Raw genomic sequence first — 16,687 nt, forward strand, 5'->3', positions numbered from 1 at the left:
ATTTGCTTAACCAATAAACATGATGCCCTCCAGAACGCACATCCGCTGCCGACAATGGAGGGCACGCGGGGAGATTACTCTTGGGTGCTTATATTCTGCGCCGAGTCTTGTTGATGGTTCCAACATTACTCGGGATTTTGTTGCTCAACTTTCTGATCGTTCAAGCCGCCCCCGGTGGGCCCATCGAGCAGTTGATGTCACGCCTGGATGGCCTGAGCGCCGGCGCCAGCACACGACTGAATAGTGGTGGTGGCGATGGTGTCAGTAGCGGTGGCGGAGGAGCATCCACCTATCGAGGCGCCTCGGGCGTCGACCCCGCCCTCATCGCGGAACTGGAGCAGCAGTTCGGCTTCGACAAGCCCGCCTGGCAGCGCTTCAGCGACATGGTCGTGGATTACGCCCAATTCGATTTCGGCGATAGCTTCTTTCGCGACAAGCCAGTGATCGACCTGATGCTCGAACGGCTGCCGGTTTCCATCTCATTGGGGCTATGGACGACGTTACTGGTCTACCTGATCTCAATTCCACTGGGGATTCGCAAGGCGCTAGTGCACGGTTCGCGCTTCGATGTCTGGACATCAGGCGTCGTCATCGTCGGCTATGCCATCCCGGGATTCTTGTTCGCCATCCTGCTGATCGTGGTCTTTGCCGGCGGCAGCTATCTGGATTGGTTCCCGCTCAGAGGGCTGACCTCGCCAGACTTCGATGAGCTTTCTACCGGCGGCAAGATCCTGGATTACTTCCACCACATCGCCCTGCCCGTCGCCGCTTCGGCCATCGGCAGCTTTGCGACCCTGACGATGCTGACCAAGAACAGCTTCCTTGATGAAATTCACAAACAGTACGTGCTGACGGCGCGTGCCAAGGGTGCCAGTGAAAACCGCATTCTTTACGGGCATGTGTTTCGCAATGCGATGCTGATCATCATCGCCGGGCTACCGGCAGCGCTCGTTGGCATCTTCTTCACGGGATCGCTGCTGATCGAGGTCATCTTTTCGCTCGATGGGCTGGGCCTGCTCGGTTTCGAGGCGGTACTGCAACGCGACTATCCGCTGATATTCGGCACACTCTTCCTTTACACCCTGATTGGCCTGGTGCTGAAACTGGTGTCTGACCTGATGTATGTGTGGATCGATCCGCGCATCGACTTCGCAAGCCGGGAGGCCTGAGATGCGCAGCGACACTCTTTCCAACACTCAAGCAATGCCTGAACTCCCATCACGCGATTCCTCCAGACTGTCTCCCATCACGCGACGCAGAATTTCGGCCTTTCGCGATAACCGTCGCGCCTGGTGGTCATTACTGATTTTCGGCGTACTGTTCATCGCGTCACTGGGAGCTGAGCTGATCGCCAACGACAAGCCGCTGCTGGTCGAGTATCAAGGTGAGACGTATCTGCCGATGCTGCACGACTATCCAGAGACCACCTTCGGTGGCTTTCTACCGACCGCGACCGACTATCGTGACCCCTATGTGATCGAGGCGATCAATGCCGATGGCTTCATGATCAACACCCTCATTCCCTACTCCTATGACACGCTGGACCTCAACCTTGGTTCGCCAGCGCCCTCCTCACCCAATGCTCGCCATTGGCTGGGTACCGATGATCAAGGTCGTGATGTACTGGCACGCGTGATCTATGGCTTCCGCCTGTCGGTCATCTTCGCGTTGGTACTGACAGTGGGGTCAATGGTGTTGGGCGTGCTGATCGGCGGCGTGCAGGGCTACTTTGGCGGCAAGGTCGACCTCATCGGCCAGCGGCTCATCGAAATCTGGTCGGGTTTGCCGGTACTGTTCCTCCTGATCATTCTGGCCAGCATCGTCGAGCCCAACCTCTGGTGGCTGACCGGCATCATGTTGCTGTTCTCGTGGTTGGGCATCGTCGATATCGTGCGCGCCGAATTCCTGCGGGCACGCAATCTGGAATACGTACGTGCCGCGCGGGCCATGGGGCTGCGATCACGCCTGATCATGTGGCGTCACGTGCTGCCCAATGCGATGGTCGCGACGCTGACCTTCATTCCATTCCTGTTCACCGGCGCGATCACGACCCTGACAGCGCTCGACTTCCTTGGCTTCGGGCTACCGGCAGGCTCACCGTCACTCGGCGAACTGGTCGCGCAGGGCAAAAACAATCTGCAGGCGCCCTGGCTTGGCATGACGGCTTTCCTGAGCCTCGGGATCATGCTCACGTTATTGGTCTTCATCGGTGAGGGATTGCGAGATGCCTTCGATCCACGTCATGTCAGCGCTCGGGAGCAGAACGCATGAATCGTCCCTCTCCATCCCCGCAAGCCACCACGACCGGTGCTGAGCCCAGCGTGCTGCGTCTTGAGAATCTCGGTATCCACTTTGGCAAGAGTGAGGTCGTCAAGGGGTTATCGCTTGAAGTGAAACGCGGCGAGTGTCTGGCGATCGTCGGCGAATCAGGTTCCGGCAAGTCTGTCAGCCTGCTAGCGAGTCTTGGCCTGCTACCGGGACACGCACATGTCACCGGTACGCGAGAGTTCACTGCTGCCGATGGCACCACGACCGACCTTGCCGCACTGACACCTCGTCAATGGCAGCGAGTGCGCGGCGGACGCATCGGGTTTGTGTTTCAGGAACCCATGACCTCGCTCAATCCCTTGACGCGAGTCGGCGAACAGATCGCGGAAAGTCTGCGTCTGCATCAAGGATTGCGTGGCAATGCGGCTCGCCATCGCGTCCTGGAATTGCTGCAGCAGGTACAGCTGCCGCGCCCTGCAGAGCTGATCGATGCCTGGCCACATCAGCTGTCTGGTGGCCAGCGTCAACGCGTCATGATCGCCATGGCCATGGCCAATGAACCGCCGCTGTTGATCGCCGATGAACCAACCACGGCCCTTGACGTCACGGTTCAACAAGAGATCCTGGCGCTGCTCGACGGGCTGCGCCGTAATCAGGGCATGGCCATGGTACTCATCAGTCACGACCTCAATCTGGTGCGTCGCCATGCCGATCGCGTGGTCGTGATGCGCCATGGCGAATGCATCGAGCAGGGGCCCGTGGCACAGGTCTTTGATCACCCCAGCGCCGACTATACGCGCGAGTTGCTCGCCGCCGAGCCTGAAGGCAGCGCCATTGCGCTCAATGAGGCCGATGCCGCGACGCCTGTGCTCGAAGCACGCAGACTTGAAGTCCGCTTCTCGCGCACGCGCAAGCTGTTTCAGAAACGGCCCGCCGACTTCATCGCTCTCCAGCCATTGGATCTGACACTGGCCAGAGGCGAGACACTTGGAGTGGTGGGAGAATCGGGCTCCGGCAAGACTACGCTCGCACTCGCCTTGCTGAAGCTACAGACCTCCCGTGGTGAGATTCATCTCGAAGGAGAACGTCTGGACACGATGGATCGCCATACCTTGCGTGCCCGGCGCCGACAGATGCAGATCGTCTTCCAGGACCCGTACGGATCGCTCTCACCGCGCATGCCGGTCTCGGACATCATCAGCGAGGGACTGCGCTTTCATCATCCTGCGCTCTCGGAAAGCGAGGTCAATCAGCGCGTGGCTCAAGTGCTTGAGGAAGTCGAACTACCTGCCGCCTGTGCTGATCGCTATCCGCATGAGTTCTCGGGTGGACAGCGACAGCGTATCGCGTTGGCACGCGCGCTGATTCTGGAACCACGCTTGCTGGTGCTCGATGAACCGACCTCGGCACTTGACCGCAGCGTACAGAAACAGCTGATCGCCTTGCTACGCGATCTTCAAGCACGCCGTAGTCTCAGCTACTTGTTCATCAGCCATGACCTGGCGGTAGTGCGCGCACTGTCACACCGCGTAATGGTACTGCGGGACGGAAAGCTGATTGAAACCGGGACGACAACACAGGTGTTGGGCAATCCACAGCAAGACTACACGCGCGCCTTGATCAAGGCGGCGGGCTTGTCCAGACAGTGACAACATCAGTGATACAAGGCTGACACACCCTGAAGGGCTGGCACTGTGCCAGCCCTTCAGGCTTTCAGACATCCATACTTTCAGACATTCATGCTTACCGCCCTGACACAGACACTACGAGCTTGAGAAACAATCGGTTGGGCAGCGCTACGCCATTGCACTCTTTGCATCTTTGCGTTGCACATGTACCAACATATGATTGCAAATAATAAAGGTTCTCAATATGATTCAGTCAGATCCTGGGCCAGCAAAAGAGAGATCAAGCGACGTGAACGTCGCCTCTCGACATACCTGAAGCCCATGCAACGTCGCTTCACGCGCACGGCATAACAAATAGACTGATCAAGGGAACCTCATGACCGCTCAATTCCGCTTTGCTTCTCGCAAGCCGCTCGCCGTCGCGATCGCACTGTCCGCCTCACTGCTCGCCGGTGCCGCTCATGCACACGAAGGGCACCAGGCAGAGGCCAAGGATGTCACTGCTGAAGCCGTCGTCTCTCAATATGCCAATGTGGCTCATGCCACCTATAGCGATGCACTCGCCAGTGCCAACGCGCTGCGCGCCGCCAATGCTGCGCTGATCGAAGCACCATCCGAGGCAACTCTTGAGGCGGCTCGCACTGCCTGGAAGCAAGCTCGCGTGGCGTATCAGCAGAGTGAAGTGTTCCGCTTCGGTAATGCCATCGTCGATGACTGGGAAGGTCAGCTGAATGCGTGGCCGCTGGATGAAGGCCTGATCGATTACGTCGAAGGTGATGGTTATCAGGCAGAGCTTGGCAACCCGGGCGCCAGTGCCAACATCATTGCCAGCGAAAGCGTGCAGATCGGTGCCGACAAGATCGATACCACCGAAATCACTCCAGAGCTGCTGGCCTCTCTCAATGAGCTGGGCGGCTTTGAAGCCAACGTGGCCAGTGGCTATCACGCCATCGAATTCCTGCTCTGGGGCCAGGATCTCAACGGTTTCGACGCCGGTGCCGGTGAACGCCCCGCCAGCGACTTCGCCAAGGGTGATGCCTGCACAGGCGACAACTGTGATCGTCGTGGCGCATATCTGCTCGCCGCCAACGACCTGCTGATCACTGACCTGGAATATATGGTGGGTCAGTGGGCTGAGGGCGACAAGGCCAACTACCGCACTGAGCTGACCGCACTGCCGGCCGGTGAAGGCCTCGAGAAGATGCTGTTCGGCATGGGCTCACTGTCGCTGGGCGAACTGGGTGGCGAGCGCATGAAGGTCGCACTGGAAGCCAATTCCTTCGAGGACGAACACGACTGCTTCTCTGACAACACCCACTACTCACACTTCTACAATGCCAAGGGCATTCAGAATGTGTATGAAGGAAAATACGTGACACTGGATGGCCGGACCTTTGAAGGCCCGTCGCTGCATCAGCTGGTGGCCAACAACAGCCCTGAGCTTGCCAAGAAGATGCACGATGCGTTCGACACTACCATGGGCCAGTTACAGGTCATGGTCGATACGGCCGAAGCAGAAGACGGCATGAAATTTGACCAGATGATCGCACCGGGCAACGCCGAAGGGGCCGCCATCGTCAATGCCAGCATTCAGGACCTCGTCGCCCAGACTCGTCTGATCGAAGAAATTGCCGGTACCGTGGGTATCAGTGGCCTTGAAGCCGATACCGCCGATCACGAATTCTAAGCCGCTGGGTGCTGACGTCATGCGCAGCAGATGATTGACGCTTGTGTGATTCACTCAGCGTAACCGCCTCTGGTGCGGTCACGCTGAGTGAGTCGTGCAAGCCAGGGGTAACCACCCTCTGAATCACTGGACGCGTTGATTTCAGACCATCATTTTCGCCCGGGCCTGCCTTGTTGCAGGTTCGGGCGTTGATGGTTTTTTACACCGGCAATTAATGCGCGACTGCTAATTGAGCAACCTGACCGCGCTCGCCAGGATATCTTCATGATGTACCGACCGATGATGCACCGTCCGATGATGCACGCTTTACCGTTAGCCATTGCGCTGGCAACCCTTGCGACGACCGCCGTCACGGTACAGGCCGCACCGATCACCACCGTCACCGAATATCTGTCAGCCCTGCCCCTGCAGAATACCGCCAAAAGCGGTGGTGAAGGCAGTGTTCGCAAACACGATACCAACGCGTATTCCCTCCCCGCCAAGAACATGAGCTTCGATCAGCGATTGTCGTTCAGTGTCGGTAACAGCTTCTTCAAGAGCCCGTGGGTCATTGCACCTGCCAGTACTACCGCACGTGATGGTCTGGGCCCGCTATTCAATACCAACGCCTGTCAAAACTGCCACGTCAAGGATGGCCGCGGCAGCCTGCCTGCCGGCAATGATCCTTCCGTTGGTCTGTTTCTCCGCCTCGGCATGCCAGACAGTCCGGAACACAGTTGGGACGATGAGGAACGTGAATTCCGTCGTATCAGCGGTGTAATGCCACATCCCGTCTATGGCACGCAGCTACAGAATGCCTCTGTGCCCGGAGTGCCTCAAGAAGGCCGCATGCAGGTCGATTATCAGCAGAAGTCAGTCACGCTGGCCGATGGTGAAGTCATCACTCTGCGCGCCCCCCACTACTCCATTGTCGCGGCTGGCTTTGGTGATCCAGGTCCGATCGCTCTCTCGCCCCGTCTGGCGCCGGGCATGGTCGGTCTTGGGCTACTTGAGGCAGTCAGCGATGCCATGCTGCTGGAATGGGCCGACCCTGAAGATAATGACAGTGACGGCATCAGCGGCAAGCCCAACACAGTATGGTCCATCGCTGATGATGCACTGGTACAAGGGCGTTTCGGCTGGAAAGCCGGTCAACCGAGTGTTCGTCAGCAGAGTGCCAAGGCCTTTGCCGGAGACATGGGACTGACATCGTCACTCGTCGGATCAACCGACTGCACACCGGTGCAGAAGTGTGACGTCATGCCCAGCGGTGGCACGATTGAAGTCGAAGACAACGTGATGGATAACGTAGCCTTCTACTCGCGCAATCTGGCCGTCCCGACGCGTCGCGACATCGACGCACCCGAGGTACGCGCCGGTGAGCAACTCTTCCGAGACCTGCAATGTGCCAGCTGCCATCGCCCAACACTCACCACTGACAAGGCTGGCGTCGCCGCACAGCTGGCTGGCCAGGTGATCTGGCCGTATAGCGACATGCTGCTGCACGACATGGGCGATGCGCTGTCGGATAACCGCCGTGAGTTCGAGGCGACTGGTAACGAATGGCGCACGCCACCACTATGGGGCATTGGCCTGGCACAGACCGTGAATTCCGCGACCGGCTTCCTGCATGACGGCCGTGCACGCACGCTGCTGGAAGCCGTGCTATGGCATGGTGGCGAAGCACAATCCAGTCGTGATGCTGTCGTGGCCCTGCCGACCGAGCAACGTGAAAGCCTACTGCGCTTCCTGGAATCGCTCTAAGCGGGAAAATCCTGCCTCAGGGCCGTCAAGACATGACTACCCTGCCCTGAGTCAGATACCCGAACGACGATTCATCTTGATCATGTTTGTCTTGCTGCTCTGATATAGGAAACCCTGTTCATGTCCCACGTCTTGTTTACTGCTTCTCGCCCGCAGGCCATGACTCTGCGCAAGACCTCGACCGCTGCCCTGGTGGCCTCAGGCATGACACTGCTCGCCGCCGCTCTGGCCTCACCTTCAGTGATGGCAGAAACGAGCAAGGAAACAGCCAGTGCTGAAGCCGTCAGTCAATTCGCGGCTGATACGCTGACCACTGCCCATCAGCAGCTCGCCACACGCCTCGCCACGCTGGCGACCAACGCTCAGCAGTATTGCACCGCAGAAGGCGACACCTCTCTCGAAACCCTCAAAGATAATTGGCGCAGTGCCATGTTGGGACTGAATCAAGTCAACTGGATCGAGATGGGGCCGATTCTGCAAAACTCCCGTCAATGGCAGCTCTATTTCTGGCCGGACAAGAAAGATCTGGTATCACGCAAGACACGCGCCCTGCTGACAACCGATATGCCTATCACCAGCGATGGCCTCGCCGATCAATCCATCGTATTGCAGGGCCTGGGCGGGGTGGAATATCAGCTGTTCGATGCCCAATATGCCGATTCACCGCTGACAGCTGACTCGCGCCGCTGCGAACTGATGACAGCCAACACTGACTATCTCGCCGCCAGTGGCAAGACGCTGCTCGGGGAATGGCAACAGTTCGCACCGCAACTGGCCGAGGGTAACGGCAGCTTCAGCGATCCACGTGATGCCGTGCTGTCTCTGGTACGCGCGATGACGGTTCAGCTCGAAGCCATCAAGGACCGCAAGCTGCGTCGTCCGGTCGGCCTCAACAATGGCGGGACCGCCAACCCCTATGCGGCCGAATCCTGGCGTGGTGGCATGGGTCTGGCCAACATTCGCTCGACACTCGAGGAGATGGAGCGCATCTGGGTCGGCAACGCGAAAGTCCCGGGCATTCATGGCTATCTGAATGGTCAGGTAGACCCGCGCATGGTGGCCTCAACGACCCGCGATTTTACCGATACACGCGCAGCCTTTGCCGCATTGCCGGATGATCTGGCTGCCCTGCTGCGTGATGACCCACGCAACAGCGACCTCCAGCAAGCATTGATCCATCTGGAAACGCTGCAGGCTGGCTTCGCCGATACGCTCAATCCGGCACTCGGCCTGTCACTGGGCTTCAACAGCACCGATGGTGATTGATCAGCAATGAGCAATTTCTCGATAGGAGGAGGCACGAGAGCCTCCTGTGCTTCTCAGCGCCGACGCCTACTTCAGGCATTGGCCAGTGTGCCGCTGATGGGATTGACAGGCGGGCAGGTGGCCTTCGCTGGCGGTAACAACGCAACCAGTGGACAGGGCCGCCGCCCTGCAGGAGTCGTAATATCTGCCTGCGATGACGAGAGCGGTCAGCATCATGCCAGCTGTATGCGCTATTCAGGTGAAGAGCGCTGGCGCCAACCAATCAATGAACGTGCGCATGGTGCAACTCGTCACCCCCATAAGCCGTGGGCGCTGATCTTTGCTCGCCGTCCGGGCCAGGAAATCAATGTCTTCGATATCGAAAGCGGCGAGCGAATCACCCGCATCAAGGCAGCATCGGATCGCCACTTCTATGGGCATGGCGTGTTCAGCCCGGATGGCGGCCTGCTGTATGCCACCGAGAATGCCATCACCCGCGGCGAAGGCCGGATCGGTGTCTATGATGCCAATCGCGACTTCGCACGCATTGGCGAATTCGACAGTGGTGGCATAGGGCCACACGAAATACGCCTACATCCGGATGGTCAGCAGCTGATCATTGCCAATGGCGGAATTCTGACACGCCCCGAGACGGGACGTGTGAAACTGAACCTGAACACGATGCAGTCCAACCTGACACTGCTGGATCGCATCTCAGGCAAGGTCAACTGGCGAGATTCTCCCTCGCATCACCAACTCTCCCTGCGCCATCTGGATGTCAGTCGCGACGGCATTATCGTGGCGGGCTATCAGTACCAAGGGCCGCCCTCCGATTCGCGCTCCTTGATCGTGATGAAGCGCCCTGCAAGTACTGCACTGGAAGAATTACCATTGCCGATGGACTACGTCTCACAGCTCAAGCAGTACATTGCGAGTATCGCCATCTCGCCTGATGGAACGCTGGCCGTAGCGACTGCGCCGCGCGGGAACCTCATCACGCTGTGGAATCTGGATACTGGCGAACTTGATTCGACGCTGGACTTCGCCGACTGTGCCGGTGTGCTGGCCGTGCCAACCACCAATGATACTCCGGCAGGTTTCGTGGTCAGCAACGGGCGTGGCGAATGGCTACTGATCGATGAAGATGGCCTGCCCGCGCTGGGTCCCGTTCGTCTCGCCAATACCCACTGGGACAACCACCTTGCGCTGATGTGAGCTGGTGGTCTTTCAGTGATCTTCTCCACGAATGACAACGCCCCGCAGGCAATGGCCTGTGGGGCGTTGTCACTTACAGCAAGCAGGCTCAGAAGCGATAAGACAGGCTGCCGATGATGCTGCGCGATTCGCCGTAGTAGCACCAATAGCTGCAGCTGGCGACGTATTCCTTGTCCGTCAGATTGCTGACATTGACCTGAGCGCTCAGCTCACGAGTGAAGTCATAGCCGACCATGGCATCAAACAGCAGGTAGTCAGATACGGTGGTATCGCCATCCACTGATTCCCCCACATAGCGGGCACCGGCACCGAGTCGCAAGCCATCCAGCGTACCGCTCTCAAAAGCATAATCCAGCCAGCTTGAGGCCTGGTGACGCGGAATCAGCGGCGCACGCACATCGTCTTCCAGACGAGCATCTGTATAGGTGTAAGCCGATGTCAGCTTGAGGTGATCGCTGAGATAGCCGACCATTTCCAGCTCGAAGCCACGCGACTGACGCTCGCCTTCCTGCACTTGGATGGCGCCCCGGGTGACCAGGGTATTGTCTTCGGTGAGATCAAAGACGGCAGCGGTCAGGTAACCATCCCAACCCGCGGGCTGGTACTTGGCACCCAGCTCCCACTGGCGCCCTTCGCGCGGCTCATACAGTGACCCGCCATCGTCCACCGCACTGATCGGCTCGAAGGATTCGGTATAGCTCAGGTAGGGATTGAGACCGACATCACTCAGGTACATCACGCCACCCGACCAACTGATCTCATCATCATCGGAGCGTTCACGCGTGCCCGTGGACTCATTCACGTTTTCGGTCTCGGCCTGGTCGTAGCGCACCCCCGCCAGCAGTACCCACTTGTCGTCGATGCGCAGCTGATCCTGCACGTAGAGGCCGATCTGCTCCTTGTCGATATCGCGCCGCGTGATCTGGTCATCGCTCAAGGCGGTGTAATTGCCGTATTGCGGGTCAAATAGATCGATCGGATCGCCGAAGGAATAGTCATCCGCTTCCTTGCCCGACAGGCTCAGATTCTGATAATCCACGCCCAGCAGCAGAGTATTTTCGGTGCGGTCGCCATACCATTTGCCGATCGCGCGATTGTCGACGGTATAGCTATCGATGGTGCCCTCGCGGTACAGAAGCCCCCGCTGTCCTTCGCGCGCCGAGGACTGATAGAGGATGTAGCTGCTGATCAGATCAAGATCGAGCTGGCTATAGCGGAAATCCTGCTCAAGTGACCAGGTATCGTTCAGGCGATGGCGTAGCTCGTAACCCAGTGAGGCCTGAGTACGTTCATCCTTGTCATAGCCCGGCTCACTGTAATTGGTCTGTGGGTCGATCTTGCCAAACGGCGTATCGTCCACGGTGCCATAGGCCAGTTTGAAGGCATTGGTGGGTACACCGTCATCCTTCTGAAGGCTAGCCAGCACGGTCAGCTGAGTGTCATCCGAGATATCCCACGTCAAGCTGGGCGCGAAGTAGTAACGCTCATTCTCGGTGTTATCCAGATCACCATCGCGCTCACGATATAGCCCCACCAGTCGATAGCGAACATCGCCGTTCTCGCTCAGATAGCCACTGGTATCGAGCCCCGTCTGACGTAGCCCACGATTGCCAATCTGCAGCTGAATTTCAGTCTGCGGTTCATCTGTCGGGCGTTTGCTGATGGCATTGATCAGACCGCCGGGAGGCGCCTCACCATAGAGGATGGAAGATGGCCCCTTGAACAGATCGATCCGCTCCAGACCGTAGGTTTCGGGCAGCCACTGATAGAAGCCTTCGCGATAGATACGCAGGCCATCCTGATAGGTCGATTGATCGAAGCCGCGCACCTTGAACCAGTCAGTATTGTTGTCAGAGCCGTAGTGGCCCGATAACACGCCTGCGCGATAGCGGAAGGTTTCATCGAGCTGCTGTACATTGCGCGTATCGAGCTCGGCACGGTCGACAGTCGAGACCGCCCGTGGTGTTTCCACCAGTGGCGCATCGACCTTGAGTGCAGTACCGACCACGACCATGGTGTCGTCATTATCACGCTGCTCTGCGAGTGACGTGAGCGGCTGGACCAATAGCCCCGTCGCGATGCAGACGCGAATCGCGTGACGCAATGGTGTGAAGGTCGGACGAGCGTCAGTCGGTGATGCTGGCGCCATTTGCAGCGAATGTGCGGACATGTCGAGTTCCCTTGATGATTGATTGGGCCTGAAGATCTTGTTATCTCCTCTCGTGATGCGGCTCTTGATGGCACGCTACCGTATCGAGGATACAAATCACGGTGATTCGTATTTATCGTAAAAATCCCGTATTGGGCCTCGAACATCCCTCCAAGGCCCGGCCGTGTCTCAGTCCTTTAGCGGTCTCTTGAGCACTCTACCCGACATGTCCGCCTACCTACGCTACGCGCCTTGCCAATAACCACTGACAAGGCCAAACGCATGCAGGCGATGACTATCAGGCCACGTCCTTGTGTGGCCTTCTTGCCTTTTCCACTGCATCAGTGCGCCATCAAATGCCGCACGTTTCTGACTCGGCCGGTTCACGCCTCGTCAAGACGCGCGACAGCGTCCTGACTGATACGCTCGCGTTGCGTGCCTGACAGCTCATGCAAGCGACCGGACCGCATTTCAAACAGGCGATCAGCCTGCTGGAAGTAATGATCATCATGGCTGATGGCGAATACCGTCTTGCCCATCTCGCGCAGGCGCGGCAACAGGTCACGATAGAAGATGCGTCGAAACTGTGGGTCCTGATCGGCAGCCCATTCGTCCAGCAGCAGAATGTCACGTGATTCAGCGACCGCCATCAGCAGCGCCAATCGCTTGCGCTGCCCTTGGGAAAGCGCCGGGTTAGCCACCCGGTCTCCCTCAAGTTCCAGTTTCTCGCGCATATCGAGATAACCCAGCCACTGATCAATCAATGCCGAATCCGCTGAAATGCCATCTTGGCCAAGCAATCGATCAAACTGGTGGAAATCGGTGAATACCGCCGAAAACTGCTGCCGCCAAGCCTCACGCTCATCCTCTTCCAGCGTACGTCCATCCAGTAGCAGCTCGCCTTCACTCGGGCGATAAAGACCCGTCAATAGCTTGGCCAATGTGGACTTTCCACTGCCATTACCGCCGATCAGAAATACCAGTTCGCCACGCGTTAGCGTCAGATCCAATGGTCCGACCGCAAAGGCAGACTTGTCTGAGGTCTGTCCGGCATAGGTGAAGCTCACACCATGCAGGCTGAGCGTTTTCCACTGCTCAATTGGCGAATGCGATGGGGTCATGCTGGACTCGAAACCTTCTCTGGCTGGCGCCAGTGAGAGTTTGCGAAGCTTTTCAAACGCGACATCAGCCCCTAGCAAGGTAGGCAGTGCACCCACCGCCTGAATCAGCGGCGTGCGTAGAAACAATAGCGTCAACGAGTAGGTTGCCGCGACTTCGCTACTCGCCCAGCCAAGGCCATTGGCCAGATAGAAGACAATACCAATGGCACCCAGCATCATGATGTTGGAGAAGTTGATCGCACTCAGGTGGCAGGTATCGGCGCGTACGACATGATGCTGATACTGACGTGCATTGACGCTGTAATCGCTCTCGAAGTACTCACGCGCACGCTGCCGATTCAGCGCGAGTTCCTTGCGACCATGAATGACCGCTTCGAAGTTGGCGTAGAGGCGGCTTTCTGTTTCACGCACTTCAGCCAGGTGTCGATATACTCGCGCGACCAACCAGCTCCCTCCCATGATGGTCAGCGTCACCCATGCCGCAGTGACCAGCATCATCGAGGGAGAGAGCCAGCCCAGATAAAGCACAGCGCCAAGCGTCAAGACGATCCCCTGCACTAGCTCCGGCAAGCGTACGAATGCCAGCGTGATGTTGCGAATATCACTGGAGAGACTGGCCAGTAAATCAGCACTGCCCAGCTGCTCAAGGCGCTCAATATCAGTATCCAGAATCTGCTTGACCAGTCGGCCGCGCAATCCATGCACAAAATGATGGCCCAACAGGGTCAGCGCTAGCTGTGCACCAAGCGTCACAGCCAACAACAGCACAATGAGACCGAGGAATTCCGGTAGGACACCGGCGTAATCTGCCAGCTGATCGCCAGAGCGTGCGATCAATCGCTGATTGATATAGGCGATGGCCCCAATACCCAGCCCAGCACTGGCCAAGCTCAAGATCATGACGCCAATGAAAGGCCAGCGATAATAGGCAAATACCACGCGCAATAACGTCAAGTCTGCCCCCATTCACAAGATTCGAGAAGTGTGGCCATCCAAAGCGATGACTCCACACCAAGAGGGGCAATCTTACGAGCACAGCCTATCAATGCAAGCAATATTGATAAGTATTACCATTAGCAAGAATGGAGGTGCCTCAGGTGAAGCACCTCCTGCCATGACGCCCATGTCATCGCCAATCACCATAAGGTCATCTGACGGTCCAGTAGACGATCAAAGTCGTCGTTCACAAACGGTAGAATGCCATCCGCCACTGGCTTGAGCTGACGACTGAGATAATGCTCTGCATCAATGGCCGAACGGTGATATTCGATCGGCTCCGGCCCCGCAGTGGTCATCACATAGCGAATCCAGCCGCCCTTCTGATAACGCAACGGCAACCCTCGACGCTGATTCTCTTCATCAGCCAACCGTGCGGCACGCACATGCGGTGGAACATTACGCTGATAGTCGTCCAGCCGACGCCGCAGCCGCTTGCGATAGATCAAGGCCTCCACATCAAAGCTTTCTGAAGCGTTCGGCTCCTGAACACTGCTCGCGACAGGAAGATAGGCGCTGACATACGCCAGCAGGTAGTCCTGATAAGGCTGACCTTCGAAAATCCGGCGATAAAGCTGCTGCTGAAAGCGCTTGGCCAACGGAGTCCAGTCGGAGCGCACCGACTCCAGTCCCTTGAACACCAGCTCCGTTTTCGTGTCACTGATCTGCCTCAGCCCGGCATAGCGTTTCTTGCTGCCCTCTTCCGCACCGCGAATGGTCGGCATGAGAAAGCGCTGGTAATGAGTCTCGAACTGCAGCTCCAGTACACTGTCGAGCGCCAGTGTCTCGGCCAGATGCGCTCGCCACCACTCGGTGACATGTCCCGCCAACTCTCGTCCGATGGCACAGGCACTGTCCTCATCATGAGCCTTGCCCAGCCACACGAAGGTGGAATCGGTATCTCCGTAGATGACGGTATAGCCACGTGCTTCGATCAGCTCGACCGTCTGTTGAATGATCTGATGGCCCCGCCGAGTGATGGAAGACGCCAGACGGGGATCGAAGAAGCGACAGCCACGCGAGCCCAATACACCGTAGAAGGCGTTCATGATGATCTTGAGTGCTTGTGTCAGCGGGGCATCACCTGCCGTGCGCGCGGCATCGCGAGCCTTCCAGACCTCCGAGACAATACCCGGCAAACAATGTGTGTCGCGGGAAAAGCGACCCTCGAGAAAACCCGGCACCGCGTCATCAGGTGCGCGCAGTCCTTCGATCAACCCGAGGGGGTCAATCAGAAAGGTGCGGATGATGGAGGGATACAGACTCTTGAAGTCGAGCACCAATACCGAGTCATAAAGGCCAGGCCGTGAGTCCATCACGAAACCGCCGGGGCTGTCCTCACCGACGATATCGCCAAGATTGGGGGCTACCTTGCCCTGTCGATGCAAGCGAGGGAGGTAGAGGTGGGTGAAAGCCGCAACCGAGCCACCACTGCGATCGGCAGGCAAGCCGGTAACGCGGGCGCGGGCGAGAAGAAACTCCATCAGCCCGGCCTGTTTGAAAATACGCGTTACCAACTCACAATCCTTGAGGTTGTAACGCGCCAGTGATGTCTTGTCCTCGGCGAACATGCGCAGAATTTCATCAAGTCGGCTGTAGGGATCATCAATCGCCTTGCCTTCCCCGAGCAGTTCACGCGAGACATTCTCAAGACTGAAGGACGCAAAGTGCCAGGTAGCAGACTTGAGCGCTTCGATGCCATCCACCACCCAGCGGCCGGCGATCTCGGCAAAATGATGGTCTGGCTGCTGTGAATGGGCACGCCACTGCATCACACTGCCGTCACGCCCCAGTGTCAGCGGCAAGTGCTCCTGCTGGGAGAGTCGCACCAGCATGCGTAGGTCGAACTGGATCAGATTCCAGCCGATAATGACATCGGGATCATGCTGTGCGATCCAGCGGTTCAAGCACTCCAGCAGCTCGCGGCGTGTTGCAAGGTACTCGAGAGAAAAATCGATATCGTCTGCGGGCTCACCAGTGTCGGGGCCCAGCATATAAACCTGGCGCTGTCCGCAGCCCTCCAGAGCGATGGAATAGAGGTTGCCATGGGCGTCAGTCTCGATATCCAGTGACGCCCAGCGTAACGGCGGCCGGAAATCGTTCAAGGGTTTGAGTCGAGCACCGAGGATGACACCCTTGTCGAGATGGCTCTCCTGCACACTCACGCCAGCCGTGATGAAGCGCTCCATCAGAAAACGATCTGGGGGACGAACGTCGGCTTCGTAGACATCGACACCCCGGGCTTTCAGCTGACGTACCAGTTTTCCCAGTACGCGATACTGCCGGCAATAGAGCCCGACAACGGGACGATGCTGAAAATCTTCCAGTGTCAGTGAGCGTAGCGCCACCTCCCGCTCCGTCAGCAATGCCTCAGCGATGACACCGCGCGCCTTTTCCTCCTGTGCTGCCGGGAGAAAGGCCACCACCTCTTGAGGGTCACACTGCACATGAATCGCCGCCTCGTGAGTGCGTATCCAGAAGCTGACCACCACTCCGCTAGTGGTATCCTGCCAATGGCGCGTCAGCAGGAAGCCATGATGCGTCATTGGCCTCACATCACAAGGCGTGGCATCACGGCTTGGCGGAGCAATCTCGCTACCCGTCTTGCAGACGTCAGGCACAGTGACACCTCGAT

Annotated in this window: 10 protein-coding genes; 7 read left to right on the forward strand and 3 right to left on the reverse strand. The window is 57.9% G+C overall.

The window, feature by feature from the left end:
• Positions 1 to 80 precede the first annotated feature (80 nt).
• The 7 genes from CFN46_RS08910 (at position 81) to CFN46_RS08940 (ending at position 9,786) form a co-directional block, all read left to right on the forward strand.
• Entirely contained in the window at positions 81 to 1,169 is a 1,089-nt protein-coding gene (locus CFN46_RS08910; protein WP_024950469.1) for a microcin C ABC transporter permease YejB, read from the forward strand.
• Position 1,170: 1 nt separating this feature from the next.
• Positions 1,171 to 2,271 carry an ABC transporter permease gene (locus CFN46_RS08915; protein WP_024950470.1) on the forward strand — a complete coding sequence of 367 codons (1,101 nt, stop codon included), beginning with the start codon at positions 1,171 to 1,173 and terminating at the stop codon, positions 2,269 to 2,271.
• Complete coding sequence (locus CFN46_RS08920) at positions 2,268 to 3,917, forward strand: ABC transporter ATP-binding protein (protein ID WP_088743296.1); 1,650 nt, start codon at positions 2,268 to 2,270, stop codon at positions 3,915 to 3,917. Before CFN46_RS08915 ends, CFN46_RS08920 begins: the two co-directional genes overlap by 4 nt.
• A 355-nt stretch (positions 3,918 to 4,272) precedes the next feature.
• The gene (locus CFN46_RS08925) at positions 4,273 to 5,583 is read left to right on the forward strand and encodes an imelysin family protein (protein ID WP_024950471.1); all 1,311 of its coding nucleotides are present in this window, start codon (positions 4,273 to 4,275) and stop codon (positions 5,581 to 5,583) included.
• 264 nt (positions 5,584 to 5,847) lie between these two features.
• A complete protein-coding gene (locus CFN46_RS08930) occupies positions 5,848 to 7,326 on the forward strand; it encodes a di-heme oxidoredictase family protein (RefSeq protein WP_254918443.1) in 1,479 nt (492 codons plus the stop codon).
• Positions 7,327 to 7,446: 120 nt separating this feature from the next.
• The gene (locus tag CFN46_RS08935; protein ID WP_088743297.1) at positions 7,447 to 8,592 is read left to right on the forward strand and encodes an imelysin family protein; all 1,146 of its coding nucleotides are present in this window, start codon (positions 7,447 to 7,449) and stop codon (positions 8,590 to 8,592) included.
• Positions 8,593 to 8,598: 6 nt separating this feature from the next.
• On the forward strand, positions 8,599 to 9,786 hold the full coding sequence (locus tag CFN46_RS08940) for a DUF1513 domain-containing protein (RefSeq protein ID WP_088743298.1): 1,188 nt from the start codon (positions 8,599 to 8,601) through the stop codon (positions 9,784 to 9,786).
• Positions 9,787 to 9,874: 88 nt separating this feature from the next.
• Here CFN46_RS08940 and CFN46_RS08945 read toward each other — a convergent pair whose 3' ends face one another.
• The 3 genes from CFN46_RS08945 to CFN46_RS08955 form a co-directional block, all read right to left on the reverse strand.
• Entirely contained in the window at positions 9,875 to 11,800 is a 1,926-nt protein-coding gene (locus CFN46_RS08945) for a TonB-dependent siderophore receptor (protein WP_254918465.1), read from the reverse strand.
• A gap of 518 nt (positions 11,801 to 12,318) precedes the next feature.
• Entirely contained in the window at positions 12,319 to 14,010 is a 1,692-nt protein-coding gene (locus CFN46_RS08950; protein ID WP_024950476.1) for a multidrug ABC transporter permease/ATP-binding protein, read from the reverse strand.
• Between the two features lie 182 nt (positions 14,011 to 14,192).
• Positions 14,193 to 16,598, reverse strand: a complete 2,406-nt coding sequence (locus tag CFN46_RS08955; protein WP_088743299.1) for a DNA polymerase II — start codon at positions 16,596 to 16,598, stop codon at positions 14,193 to 14,195.
• Positions 16,599 to 16,687 lie beyond the last annotated feature (89 nt).

The organism is Cobetia sp. QF-1 (genome assembly GCF_002213105.1).
In the GTDB taxonomy this organism is placed as follows: Bacteria; Pseudomonadota; Gammaproteobacteria; order Pseudomonadales; family Halomonadaceae; genus Cobetia; species Cobetia crustatorum.

Bases quoted from the DNA above. Each gene is read 5' to 3' on its own strand.
- CFN46_RS08955 (WP_088743299.1), bottom strand. From the start codon at position 16,598: ATGACGCATCATGGCTTCCTGCTGACGCGCCATTGGCAGGATACCACT.
- CFN46_RS08935 (WP_088743297.1), top strand. From the start codon at position 7,447: ATGTCCCACGTCTTGTTTACTGCTTCTCGCCCGCAGGCCATGACTCTG.
- CFN46_RS08915 (WP_024950470.1), top strand. From the start codon at position 1,171: ATGCGCAGCGACACTCTTTCCAACACTCAAGCAATGCCTGAACTCCCA.
- CFN46_RS08940 (WP_088743298.1), top strand. From the start codon at position 8,599: ATGAGCAATTTCTCGATAGGAGGAGGCACGAGAGCCTCCTGTGCTTCT.
- CFN46_RS08925 (WP_024950471.1), top strand. From the start codon at position 4,273: ATGACCGCTCAATTCCGCTTTGCTTCTCGCAAGCCGCTCGCCGTCGCG.
- CFN46_RS08945 (WP_254918465.1), bottom strand. From the start codon at position 11,800: ATGGTCGTGGTCGGTACTGCACTCAAGGTCGATGCGCCACTGGTGGAA.
- CFN46_RS08920 (WP_088743296.1), top strand. From the start codon at position 2,268: ATGAATCGTCCCTCTCCATCCCCGCAAGCCACCACGACCGGTGCTGAG.
- CFN46_RS08930 (WP_254918443.1), top strand. From the start codon at position 5,848: ATGATGTACCGACCGATGATGCACCGTCCGATGATGCACGCTTTACCG.